The organism is Nocardioides nematodiphilus (assembly GCF_020216525.1).
Lineage (GTDB): Bacteria > Actinomycetota > Actinomycetes > Propionibacteriales > Nocardioidaceae > Nocardioides > Nocardioides nematodiphilus.
Map to the genome: position 1 here is coordinate 308,262 of NZ_JAIWOY010000004.1, position 12,374 is coordinate 320,635.

Annotated in this window: 9 protein-coding genes; 3 read left to right on the forward strand and 6 right to left on the reverse strand. The window is 71.3% G+C overall.

Translation table 11 applies throughout. From position 1 onward, the window contains the following. Window position 1: 1 nt before the first annotated feature. The 4 genes from KSO98_RS09580 to KSO98_RS09595 all read right to left on the reverse strand — a co-directional run bounded on the left by KSO98_RS09580 (window position 2) and on the right by KSO98_RS09595 (window position 6,646). Window positions 2–1,378, reverse strand: a complete 1,377-nt coding sequence (locus KSO98_RS09580) for an extracellular solute-binding protein (protein ID WP_225285183.1) — start codon at window positions 1,376–1,378, stop codon at window positions 2–4. A gap of 136 nt (window positions 1,379–1,514) precedes the next feature. Then, window positions 1,515–2,105: a hypothetical protein gene (locus tag KSO98_RS09585; RefSeq protein WP_225285185.1), complete on the reverse strand. Its 591-nt coding sequence runs from the start codon at window positions 2,103–2,105 to the stop codon at window positions 1,515–1,517. Window positions 2,106–2,163: 58 nt separating this feature from the next. Next, window positions 2,164–6,030, reverse strand: coding sequence for an ATP-dependent RNA helicase HrpA (gene hrpA / locus KSO98_RS09590; protein WP_225285188.1), 3,867 nt, complete (start codon window positions 6,028–6,030; stop codon window positions 2,164–2,166). A gap of 34 nt (window positions 6,031–6,064) precedes the next feature. Continuing rightward, window positions 6,065–6,646 (reverse strand): TetR/AcrR family transcriptional regulator, encoded by a 582-nt coding sequence (locus KSO98_RS09595; RefSeq protein ID WP_225285190.1) that lies wholly within the window; start codon window positions 6,644–6,646, stop codon window positions 6,065–6,067. Between the two features lie 58 nt (window positions 6,647–6,704). Here KSO98_RS09595 and KSO98_RS09600 point away from each other — a divergent pair, with 58 nt between their 5' ends. Both KSO98_RS09600 and KSO98_RS09605 read left to right on the forward strand, forming a co-directional pair. Next, window positions 6,705–8,246, forward strand: coding sequence for a flavin-containing monooxygenase (locus tag KSO98_RS09600; RefSeq protein WP_225285191.1), 1,542 nt, complete (start codon window positions 6,705–6,707; stop codon window positions 8,244–8,246). Beyond that, the gene (locus tag KSO98_RS09605; RefSeq protein ID WP_225285192.1) at window positions 8,243–9,088 is read left to right on the forward strand and encodes an SDR family NAD(P)-dependent oxidoreductase; all 846 of its coding nucleotides are present in this window, start codon (window positions 8,243–8,245) and stop codon (window positions 9,086–9,088) included. The genes KSO98_RS09600 and KSO98_RS09605 overlap by 4 nt, the downstream gene beginning before the upstream one ends. Before the next feature lie 6 nt (window positions 9,089–9,094). On the opposite strand, the gene KSO98_RS09610 is transcribed toward KSO98_RS09605, so the two are convergent. Continuing rightward, complete coding sequence (locus KSO98_RS09610; RefSeq protein WP_225285194.1) at window positions 9,095–10,222, reverse strand: FUSC family protein; 1,128 nt, start codon at window positions 10,220–10,222, stop codon at window positions 9,095–9,097. An 82-nt stretch (window positions 10,223–10,304) separates the two neighbouring features. Continuing rightward, window positions 10,305–11,492, reverse strand: a complete 1,188-nt coding sequence (locus KSO98_RS09615) for a site-specific DNA-methyltransferase (RefSeq protein ID WP_225285195.1) — start codon at window positions 11,490–11,492, stop codon at window positions 10,305–10,307. Window positions 11,493–11,572: 80 nt separating this feature from the next. Here KSO98_RS09615 and KSO98_RS18885 point away from each other — a divergent pair, with 80 nt between their 5' ends. After that, window positions 11,573–12,310, forward strand: coding sequence for a matrixin family metalloprotease (locus tag KSO98_RS18885; RefSeq protein ID WP_225285196.1), 738 nt, complete (start codon window positions 11,573–11,575; stop codon window positions 12,308–12,310). The last annotated feature ends 64 nt before the right edge of the window (window positions 12,311–12,374 follow it).

Here is a 12,374-nt window from a genome sequence, read left to right on the forward strand (position 1 = left end):
GCTAGTTGGTCGGGGTGGCCGTCGGCGAGGGGTGCAGCACGCCGTTCTGAGCGGCGAGGACCGGCTGGCTGGCCGCGTCGATCTGCTGGGTGAGCGACGCGGTGTCGGCGCCCGGGCGGAAGAGGTTGGCGATCAGGCCGTCGGTCTGGCGGTCGATCTCCTCGAGATACGTCGAGCCGATCGGCAGGATGTGCATCGCGCGGCTCGCGTTGACGAAGACCTGCGCGTGCGCCGGGCGCTGGTAGGGCTGGAGGAAGTCCTCGGACATCGCGACCTCGGCACTGGCGGGGACGATGTAACCGGCGTGAGCGACCAGCGAGACCGCCGGCCGGGAGATCAGGTACGCGAGCAGGTCGGCAGCCGCCTGCGGATCCTTGCTCTGGGCGCTCATGCACAGACCGGTGTAGTCGCCCACGGTGGCCTGCTCGCCGACGGCCGGCAGACCGATGACATCCCAGTGCAGCCCGACCTGATCACGCAGCGCCGGCACCATCGAGCGGTCGCCGACCAGCATCGCGAGTCGTCCGCGGCGGAACCACTGGAGCGCCGAGTGCCCACGCAGCTGCCGGCCGGTCACGGCCGTCTCCGCGTCGCTGAGGACCGGAAGGACCTTGTCCCAGACCCCCTGGTTGCTGTCGTCGGAGAGCGCCAGCGAGGTGGGCGACCCGTCGTCGTCGACGACCTTGCCGCCGCCGGAGTAGAGGTACGGCGCCAGCCCCGTGATGTCCGTCGGCTGGACGAAGGCGCGGATGCCCTGGGCCGGACGCGCAGCCCAGTGGGCCGCCGCGTCGAACTGCGCGAGGTTCCACTTGCCGGACGTCAGGTCGCCCGGCACCGGCTGGCCCTGGGCCTTCATCGCGTCGAAGTCCACGAGGTCGGTGTTGTAGAAGAGCACCTGCGGCGTCGCGGCGTACGGCATGCAGGTGAGGTGGTGATCGGCGGAGAACGCCTCGAGGGCCTCTCGCGAGTAGCCATCGCCGAGGTCGACGTTGCGCGCGGCGAGCAGGTCGTCGAGGGGCTGGGTCAGCTTGCTCCCCTGCAGTACGTCGAGGTCGCCGCGCTCGGCGAGGAAGATGTCCGGGGCGGGGGTGCCGCCGGCGAGGTCGCGCATCATCAGCGCCGCGTTGCGCCAGGTCTTGAGCGTGAGCGTCACCCGTTGGTTGGCGGCGTCGTAGTTGTCGATGGCCGCCTGGTAGGCGGCGATCTCACGAGCCGTGCCGAAGAAGCCGACCGTCAGCGCGACGGGCTGCGGCGTGACCGTGACCGTGGCGGTGGGGCGCGGCGCGGTCGTGTTGGCGGCGCCGCCACATCCGGCGAGGACCAGCGGGACTGCCGCGGTGAGTGCGAGTGCTGCCGCGACCGCCCGAATCGACCTCAACCCGACGCCTTCCCTTCGACAGACAAAGTGAGCACGCCGGACCGGGAGCGCCTCACGGCGCGTGGCCGCTCGTAGCGGCTTATTTTGGGACCCGGGGCTGCCACGGCCCGACGTGCTCGATGGCTATCTTAACGGCTCACCCCAAGCGTCCGGCGAGTTCTGCATGACCTGCCGCCTCGAGCTGCTCGGCAAGGGCCAGCGTGTGCCGCACCTCGGTCGGCTCGTGCTCCAGGGCAGCCCGTCCGGTGGCCACCACCCGGGCGAACGCGGCGGCGCGCAACAGCACGTCGGCGAACTCGCTGCCGGCGATCCCGCGCAGCACCTGGTCGACCAGCGCCTTGAGCTCCTCGGGTCCCGGCGGCTCGGCCACACCGGCCACCACGCGGGCCACCGGAGCGCCTCGCCGACCGGCGTCGAACTGTCGGGCCAGCTCGTACGGGTCGGCGTAGACCCAGCTGCGCAGGAGGTAGAGCCGCCACAGGCTGCCGGCCAGCGAGTCGGCCGGCGCACCGGCCCACACCTCGGCGATCGTCTCGATCCCCTCGGTGTCGGCCAGGTGCAGCAGCCGCTCGGTCACCGCCGGGTCGTCGCTGTCGCGCGCGCCGCGCACCAACAGCGCCGCGGCGCGGTCGGCGGCCTCGCGCAGCTCGATCGGGTCGACTCCTCCGGCGACCTCCTCCAAGAAGCGGTCGCCCGGCTGCATGGGGCGGTGGTGCTGGCGGCTCATCCCTTCAGCCTAGGTCGTGCGGTCGGCCCGGCCTAGGTGACGGCCCGGCGGCACGACCTCAGCCGAGGATCTTGCGGATCCGCTGGTCGCTGACGGTCTGCGCCGTGCCCAGCTGCTGGGCCCACAGCTGGATGCGGTACTCCTCGAGCATCCAGCGCACCTGGCGCAGCCGCTCCCCCGGCGGGCGCCCGGGCGGCAGTGCCGCGACCTGGTGCAGGTAGTGCTCCTGCAGATCGGCGATCCGGTCCTGGGTCTGGCGGTCGACGTTGAGGTTCGCGTCCAGCTTGCGGCGGCGCTCGATGATCGCGGCGAGGTACGTCGGGTAGCGGCGCAGCTGCGTCGCACCGGCCTCCCGGATGAACCCGCTCCCGGACCTGTCGACGTGCATCAGCCGCGCGACCTGGTCCTTCATGTCGGTGAGCGCGGGCAGCTGGTACATGTCCGCGCGGCCGCTGAGCACCTTGTCGACCTCGCGCCAGCTCGCCAGCGCCCGGAGCGCGTCGGAGAGCACCGCGACGACGGCCGCCTGGTGGTCACCGGCCCCGCCCAGGGCGGCGCGGAGCTCGGCGAAGGCCGCCTCGGTCATCGCCCGCGGCCGGGCGTCGACGACCTGCTGGACCACCGCGGCGCGGCAGTCCTCCACCAGCGCGGCGGTGTTGGCGTACGGCGTGGAGGCGAGCGCGAGCTTGTCCTGCAGCGACAGTCCGTCGATCACCTGCTTGACCGGGCTCGGGGTGGCGAGCAACAGGAGCCGCGCGACGCCGAGCCGGTGGCGGGCCTCGGCCTCCTCGAGTCCGCCGCAGACCACGACGCCCGCGGTCGCCCCTTCGTCGTCGAGCGCCGGGTAGACGGTGACCTCGTGTCCTGCCCGCTTCTCGGTGACGGTCGCCGGCAGGTCGCCGATCGTCCAGGCGGTGAGACCCGTACGGGCCAGACCGACGTCGGTGGCGACCTCGGCGATGGCCTTGCGGAACTCACCGGCCAACGGCGCCTTGAGCGCGGCGAGGTCCTTGCCCCGGGCCCGCTCCTTGCCGGACTCGTCGACGACGCGGTAGGTCGGGCGCAGATGCTCGGGGATCTTGCTCTGGTCCCACGCCTCGCGCGGGATGTGCACGCCCGCGGTCGCCCGGCCCCAGCGCTCGAGCGCGTCGAGCAGTGGCTCCTCGCCCGCAGGGACCTCGGCGAGGAAGCGCCGGGCCTGGTCCGGAGCCGGTACGAAGCTGGTCCGCAGGCTCTTGGGCAACGAGCGGATCAGCGCGGTGACGAGCTCCTCGCGCAGACCGGGGACGTTCCAGGAGAAGTCGTCGTCGCCGACCCGGTTGAGGGTCGCGACGGGGACGTCGATGGTGAGGCCGTCGTCGGCGGTGCCGGGCTCGAAGTGGTAGCCGATCTCGAAGGTGAGCGGTCCGCTCTCCCACACGCTCGGGAACTCGGTCTCGTCGATGTCGTGCTCGCGGGTGAGCATGTCGAGGTCGAAGGTGAGCAGACCCTTGTCGCGCTGCTGCTTCCACCAGCGGTCGAAGTGCGCGCCGCTGACGACGTTCTCGGGCACCCGGGCGTCGTAGAAGTCGAAGAGGGTGTGCTCGTCGACGACGATGTCGCGGCGCCGGGCGCGGTGCTCGAGCTCTTTGGCCTCCTCCATGAGGGCGGCGTTCTCGGCGAGGAACCGGTGGTGGGTCTGCCACTCGCCGTAGACCAGCGCGTGCCGGATGAAGAGCTCACGGGCGATCGCGGCGTCGATCCGGCCGTAGTTGACCAGCCGGTCCGCGACGAGCGGCACGCCGTACAGGGTGACGCGCTCACGGGCCATCACGGCGGCCCGCTTGCGCGACCAGTGCGGCTCGGAGTGGGTGCGCTTGACCAGCTCGCCGGCCAGCCGCTCGGCCCACTCCGGCTTGATCGCGGCGTTCTGACGCGCCCAGAGTCGGGAGGTCTCGACGAGCTCGCCGGACATCACGAACTGCGGGTTCTTCTTGTGCAGCACCGAGCCGGGGAACAGCGCGAACTTCGTGTTGCGGGCGCCGAGGTACTCGCGCGGGCCGGGGCGGCGCGGCTTGTCCCCGCCGCGCGCCTGCCCGGGCTTCTCCTTCTCGCGCTCCTCGAGCATCCCGATCTGCGAGAGCAGGCCCGACAGCAGCGCCTGATGGATGCCGTCCTCGTTCGCCCCGAAGTCGGACGCCAGCTCCGCGACGGCGCCGAGCTGGATCTTCATCTCCTTGCAGACCTGGCGCAGCTGCGACTCGAACTCCTGCCACTCGCGTACGCGCAGGTAGTTGAGGAACTCGCGCTTGCACATCCGGCGGAACGCGCTGGAGGAGAGCTCCCGCTGCTGCTCCTTGAGGTAGCGCCACAGGTTGAGCCAGGTCAGGAAGTCCGATGCCTCGTGCTTGTAGCGGGCGTGGAACTGGTCGGCCTGCGCCTGCTCCTTGGGGTGGTCCTGCCCGGGGCGCTCGCGCGGGTCCTGCAGCGAGAGCGCGGCGGCGATGACGATGACCTCGCGGACGCAGCCGAGCCGCTCGGCCTCGAGGATCATCCGCGCCAGCCGGGGGTCGATCGGGAGACGGGCGAGCTTCTTGCCCAGGCCGGTGAGATGCGGCGTGCGCCCGGCCGTGCCCGGCGCCAGCGCGCCGAGCTCCTCGAGTAGCTGGACACCCGCGGTGACGTTGCGGTTGTCGGGCGCCTCGACGAAGGGGAAGCGGTTGATCTCGCCGAGGCCGAGGGAGGCCATCTGGAGGATGACCGAGGCGAGGTTCGTCCGCAGGATCTCCGGGTCGGTGAACTCCGGACGGCCCTCGAAGTCCTCCTCGGAGTAGAGCCGGATCGCGATGCCGGCCTCGACGCGGCCACAGCGACCGCTGCGCTGATTGGCCGACGCCTGGGAGATCGCCTCGATGGGGAGACGCTGCACCTTGCTGCGCGCCGAGTAGCGCGAGATCCGGGCGACGCCGGAGTCGACGACGTAGCGGATGCCGGGGACCGTCAGCGAGGTCTCGGCGACGTTGGTGGCGAGCACCACGCGGCGCCCGGTGTGGGGCTGGAAGACGCGGTGCTGGTCGGCGGCCGAGAGCCGGGAGTAGAGCGGGACGATCTCGACGCCGCCCCCTCCTCCGCGCACCGACCGGGAGATGTCGGCCAGCGCGTCGGCGGTGTCGCGGATCTCCCGCTCGCCGGGCAGGAAGACCAGGATGTCGCCGGGTCCCTCGGCGCTCAGCTCCTTGACGGCGTCGACGATCGCCTCGGTCTGGTCGCGGACGACCGGCTCGCCCTCGTCGTCGTTCTCCGGCAGCTCCATCAGCGGCCGATAGCGGACCTCGACGGGGAAGGTCCGTCCGCTGACCTCGATGATCGGTGCCGGCTCGCCCGTACGGACGTCACTGAAGTGCTCGGCGAAGCGAGCCGTGTCGATGGTGGCGGAGGTGACGATCAGCTTGAGGTCGGGCCGGCGCGGCAGCAGGCGCTTGAGGTAGCCGAGCAGGAAGTCGATGTTGAGAGAGCGCTCGTGCGCCTCGTCGATGATGATCGTGTCGTACTTCTTGAGGTCGCGATCGCGCTGCAGCTCGGCCAACAGGATGCCGTCGGTCATCAGCTTGATCCGGCTCGCGGCGGACGTACGGTCGGTGAACCGGACCTGGTAGCCGACGACCGATCCGACGCCGTCACCCAGCCCGTCCTGGGCCAGCTCGTCGGCGATGCGCTCGGCGACCGACCGCGCGGCGATCCGACGCGGCTGGGTGTGGCCGATGAGCCCTCCGCCGCCCTCACGCCCGGCACCGCGGCCGAGGTCCAGGCAGATCTTGGGCAGCTGGGTGGTCTTCCCGGATCCGGTCTCGCCGGCGACGATCACCACCTGGTGGTCCCGGATGGCCGCCGCGATGTCCTCGCGGCGCTCGCTGACGGGCAGGTGCTCCGGATAGGTGATGTGCATGGCGGGGACCATTCTCCCTCACCCGGCCAGCGGTTTACGCCGCCGCCGTCACCAGCGCGATCAGGGAGCCCGAGAGCAGGTCGACGAGCTGCTCCCGCGTGACTTCCCCGGGCTCGGCGACCCAGCTCAGCACCAGCTCCTCGGCGTAGGAGGCCCAGCCCTTCACCACCAGCCGCACGACCGGCGTGTCCGGGATCAGGCCCGAGTCGTCGGAGCGGAAGATCCGGTCGGTGAGCGCGAACCGCGCGCTGTCGTACACGTCGCTCAGCACCGGGTCGGAGGCAGCGCCGCGGCGCAGCGAGAGATAGCCCTCGTGGTTGCGCTCGACCCAGTCGAGATAGGCGCCCATCGACACGACCAGGCGCTCGAGCGGCTCCCCCGTGGCCGGGGGCGCGGTGGCGGCCACGAGGTCCTCGGCGGCGCGACGGACCACCGCCTCGCGGAAGCCCAGCTTGTCGCCGAAGTAGTGGTAGATCAGCCCGCGCGAGATCCCCGCCTCCTGGGCGAGCACGTCCACCGACAGCTCGTCGAGGGAGCGCCGGGCGAAGAGCCGCACGCCGAGGTCGAGCAGCTGCACGCGTCGCTGCTCGGGCGACAGACGGATCCGGGAGGCCATGTGAAGAACCCTAGACGCCTATTGACATCTGTTCAATAGGGGACCTACCGTCGAGTACATGACTCAGACAGGCACTGCGATCGAGGTGGACCACCTCATCGTCGGCGCGGGCTTCGGCGGCCTCTGCGCAGCGATCAAGCTCGACGAAGCAGGCGAGCGCGACTTCGTCGTCGTCGAGAAGGACAGCGACGTCGGCGGCACGTGGCACATCAACACCTATCCCGGTGCCGAGTGCGACGTCCCGAGCCAGCTCTACAGCTTCTCGTTCGCGCTCAACCCGGACTGGTCGAAGGTCTACTCCCCCCAGCAGGAGATCTGGGAGTACACCAAGCGGGTCGCCACGGAGGCCGGCATCCTCGACCGCTGCGTCCTCGACACCGCCGTCGACCACGCCACCTGGGACGATGCGCAGCAGCGCTGGATCGTCACCACCACGCACGTGCGGACCGGCGAGGAGCGGACGTACGCCGCCCGGACCGTCGTCTCCGCCTCCGGCGGCCTCTCCGAGCCGTCCCTGCCCGACATCGACGGCATCGACTCCTTCGCCGGTGAGGTGTTCCACAGCGCCCGCTGGGACCACGACGTGGACCTGCGCGGCAAGCGCGTCGCCGTGATCGGCACCGGCGCCTCCGCGATCCAGCTCGTCCCCGAGGTCGCGAAGATCGCCGGCCGCGTGGACGTCTACCAGCGCACCCCGAACTGGATCATCCCGCGCAACGAGCGCCGCTTCACGAGTCTCGAGAAGACGCTCTTCCGCTACGTCCCGGGCGCCCAGCGAGCCGTACGCGCGGGGGTCTATGCGACCCTCGAGGCTCGCGTGCCGGCCTTCGTCCGCTTCCCCGTCGCGATGAAGGCGGTCGAGGCGCAGGGCAAGAAGAACATCGCCAAGGGCATCTCCGACCCCGCTCTGCGCGCCGCGGTGACCCCGCAGTACCGCGCCGGCTGCAAGCGCATCCTGGTCTCCAACAAGTGGTACCCGGCGCTCGACCGCGACAACGTCGAGCTCGTCACCGACGGCATCGCGAAGGTGACCGCCGGCGGCATCGTCGACAGCACCGGCACCGAGCGCGAGATCGACGTCCTCGTCATCGCGACCGGCTTCCACGTCACCGACGCGCCGATCGCACAGCACGTCACGGGCCGCGAGGGCCGTACGCTCGCCGCGGTCTGGGACGAGACCGGGATGCGCGCCTACAAGGGCACCGCGATCCACGGCTTCCCCAACCTCTTCCAGATCGTCGGCCCCAACACCGCGCTCGGCCACAGCTCGATGATCTTCATCATCGAGTCGCAGGTCCGGTACGTCGTCGACGCCGCCCGCACCATGCGCCAGCAGGGCCTGGCCGCGATCGAGCCGACCGCGGAGGCCCAGGAGCGCTGGACCACCGCCGTGCTCGAGCGGATGAGGAAGACGGTGTGGACCACCGGCGGGTGCGCCTCGTGGTACCTCGACAAGTTCGGCAACAACGTCACCCTGTGGCCGGGCCAGACCTTCACGTTCCGCCGCCACCTCTCCCGCTTCGACCCCACCAGCTACGACGTCACCGCGCTCACCGACGCCGTCGACACCACCACCGCCACGGAGGCTGTTTCCGCATGAAGAACTTCAAGAACAAGGTCGTCGTGATCACCGGTGCCGGCTCCGGCATCGGTCGCGCCCTCGCGCTGGACTTCGCCCGCCGTGGCGCCAAGCTCGCGCTCTCCGACATCAACGAGACCGGCCTGAAGGAGACCGCCGCCGCCGTCGCCGACGTGGCGCCGGTCGACGTGCACACCGCGCAGCTCGACGTCGCGGACCGCGACGCCTTCGAGGCGTACTCGCTGGCGGTCCTGGACCACTTCGGCGGCGTCAACGTCGTGATCAACAACGCCGGGGTCGCGCTCGCCGGCGACCTGGTCGACCTGGAGTGGAAGGACATCGACTGGATCATCGGGATCAACTTCTGGGGCGTCGTGCACGGCACCAAGTTCTTCCTGCCGGCCCTGCTGGAGTCGGGTGCGGCGTCCGGTGACGCGCACATCGTCAACATCTCCTCGCTCTTCGGCCTGGTGTCGATGCCGGGTCAGTCGATGTACAACGCCGCCAAGTACGCGGTGCGCGGCATGACCGAGGCGCTGCGCGAGGAGATGCTGATCGGCAAGACCGGCGTCGGCGTCACCGCCGTCCACCCCGGTGGCATCAAGACCGCGATCGCCCGCTCCGCGCGCACCTCGGCCAAGGAGGACCAGGCGGCGACCGCGAAGTTCTTCGACGAGAAGCTCGCGCGCACGACGCCGGAGAAGGCCGCCGAGGTGATCATCCACGGCATCGAGAAGAAGCAGGCCCGCGTGCTGGTCGGCCTCGACGCCCACATCGTGCACAACTTCGGCAAGTACACCGGCTCGCGCTACCAGGACCTCATCGCCCTGGGTGCGAAGTTCGCACTGCCGCCGAAGAAGTAGCCCCCGTCAGAACGGCGGGAGCGCGTCGGTCGCCTCGAAGGGACCCATCCCGGTCATCTGCAGCAGATCGACGATGACCGAGCGCAGCTGGAGCAGGACGCCCTCGGCGTTGAGCACGGCGGAGCGGGGCAGCGTGCTGCTCCGCTCCCCCAGCTCGACCAGCCGGGGGCGTACTGCTGACGCCATCCGGTTCGCCTTCAGCTCGGCGCCGAGCTGGTCGGTCGCCTCGGCGAGCGCGAGCGCCAGGTCCGCGTACTCCTCCGGGACCGGCTGCCCACGGTAGGCCGCCACCGCGACCTGACGCACCAGCACGCGGGTGGAGCGCAGGGCCCGGTCGAGCGGCTCGATCAGCTCGCTCATCGCCCGGACCTGCTCGCGGTGCCTGATCCGGAACGGGCTCGATGCGACCACCGAGATGCCCTCGTCGGCGGCGGCCTGGAGCTCGCGGACGAGCGGGTCCGTGCTGCGGGCGTCGGCCAGGACGGCCATCCCGTGCACCGCGTCGGCGTCGCGGATGACGTCGGCGGCGGCGCGCAGCAGCGTGGAGATCTTGCCGACCACGACGGCCGCCTGCTCACGGGGTCGGCGCAGCGGCGCGGCGGGCACGATGGCGGCAGCCAGCAGGGCGACCGCACCACCCACGAGGGCGTCGGTCCAGCGGGTCCACGCCGCGCTCGCCGACGGGACGAGCGCGGTCACGAAGACGCCCTGCACCGCCGCCTGGTTGAGGAAGATCTGGCCGCCGTCGAGGAAGAGCGCGATCGACATGCCCAGCGCGACGATCACGCCGATCTGGACCGGCCCGACGCCGAAGGCGAGGACGAGCAGGTCGCCGAGCAGCACGCCGAGCGCGACGCCGAGCGTCACCTCGGCGACTCGGCGCAGACGCTGACCGTACGACGTGCCGAGCGAGACGATCGCGGCCACGGCGGCGAACACGGGCGACTTGTGACCCAGGAGCTCGTGCGCCAGCAGCCACGCGACGCCGGCCGCCCCCGCGCACTGGGCGATCTGGAAGCGACGCGCGTTGAGCCGCGCGCGGCGGGCGCGCATCGACACCCGGCCGCGGTGGAGTCCGGGCTGGAGACGCGCAGGGATGCGCGAGGGGATCCGCCAGCGCTCAGCACCGCTCACCGCGTGAGTCCGTTCGCCGGCACGGCCGCGGCGGGGTCGGGACGGTGGGTGCGCTGCGGTCCGCAGTGGCGGCAGGCATCGTTCACAGGCTGCGCTCCTCGAGGCCGCCACCGAGGGTCTCGGCGACCGCTCGCAGGCGAGTACGGGTGATGTCGGCGACCGTCACCAGGCCGGCCAGGTCCGCATTGGAGCCGGGGCGTACGGCCTCGGGGTGGTTCACGCTGAGGCAGGTGCGGGCGCCGCCGTCGGCGACGTTCTGCAGCGCGACCGCGTGGCCGGTGGTGCCGGAGCCGGCGAAGAAGTCGAGCACCCGGGCGTCGGCCGGCATCGTCTGCAGGATGCGACGGATCAGCCCGGTCGGCTTGGGCGACTCGAAGAGGTGCCCCGCCAGCTCCTTGAGCTCGGCGACGGCGGTGTCGGTGGAGCCGATCTCGGCGGCGGTCCAGATGGTGCGCAGCTTCTTGCGACGGGGCGTGCTGCCGCCGTCGGTGTGCTCGAGCCAGTCACGCTGGGAGATGTCGATCCGCTCCCCCAGCGTCCCGGCGAGCCGGCGGCACACGAGGTCGTCGGAGCGCTCGGCGACCAGCGGCGCGCTCCAGCGCCACACCGCCGGCGACCCGTCGCCGAAGACCGGCTTGATCTCCGTGCTGCCGTCGAAGGGGGTCGCGGCCACGCGACCGGTGGCGGGGTCGCCGTGCAGCGGGTAGTGCAGGGTCGGCGCGGTGACCGGGTTGAACTTCTTGTTGGTGTTGCGCAGCGGCAGGTGGCGGTAGCGGCGGCCGTCCTCGGTCATCAGCGGGAAGTCGCGTTCGTCGACGAGGTCCGGCGAGGAGGCGTCCAGGGCGCATCTCTTCGCGTCGCGCGCGTAGACCAGGAGGTACTCGTGGAAGGTGGCGAAGCCCTTGCCGAGCTGGCGGCCCTTGGCGTTGAGGTTGACCACGACCTGCGCCAGGAACGCCGCCTCGCCGAAGACCTCGTCCATCAGCAGCCGCAGGTAGGCGACCTCGTTGTCGTCGATCGAGACGTAGATCGCGCCCCGTTCGTCGAGCACGTCGCGCGCGGCCTCGAGCCGGGGGCGCATCATCTCGACCCACGCCCGGTGGCGGCCCTTGCGCCGACCGTCCTCGCCGCGGATGTCGTCGCGGTAGGCGAACGACGAGCCGGTGTTGTAGGGCGGGTCGATGTAGATCAGGTCGTACGTCTCGCCCCGGTCCACCAGGGCGCGCAGAACCTCGAGGTTGTCGCCCTCGATGAAGGTGTTCCACGCCACGGCGCTCACCCTATTCGCCGACTTTGCAGAATTAACCACCGAGCCCGCATAAGTGACGCGGCGCGCGGGGACGAGGAGGTGTGGCACGGAGGGCACGGCAGGGGCTCGGCAGGACGCTGGTGCTCGTCGCGCTCAGCGTCGCCCTCGCCGCCGGTCTCCTCCTGGTCGCGCCGACCTCGCTGGGCGGCCAGTTCCGGACACTGGTGCACGTGCGCGAGCCGGACCGGGTGCTGCCAGCGGTCGCCGTCCCCCGGACGCACGGGCACTTCGCCTTCGCCAAGACCCAGCCCGGCACCGACGACCCCGTCACCTACTCGCCGTGCCATCCGATCCCGTACGTCGTGAACCTGAGCGGCGGCCCTGCGGACGGCGACACGATCATCGCCACGGCGATCACCCGGATCTCTGCCGCGGCCGGCCTCGCGTTCGAGGACCGCGGGACGACGGAGGACACCCACTTCACCGGTCGCCATGCCGGCGATCCGGTGCTGATCGGCTTCGTGCGTTCCGGCGTGCTGGACGGCCTCAGCCGGGAGAGCGGCAACGTCGGCCTCGGCGGCAGCACCGCCGTCCCCTCCGGCATCGCGCACTTCGCCTACCGGACGGGCATGGTGGCGCTGCGGACCGACTGGTTCGACGACCCGCAGGTGGGCGAGCCGCAGAAGATCGCCGTGGTCATGCACGAGCTCGGCCACGTCCTCGGCCTCGGGCACGTCGACGACACCCGCGAGCTGATGGCCGGCACCAACGTCGGCCTCACCCATCTGGGCCCGGGCGACCGTGAGGGCCTGGCCCGACTCGGTCGCGGCGCCTGCTGAGACGACTCGACGCGGCCGGTTGGGTCGGCGCTCCCGCGCAACAGGTGAGAAAGTCGCCTTCCGG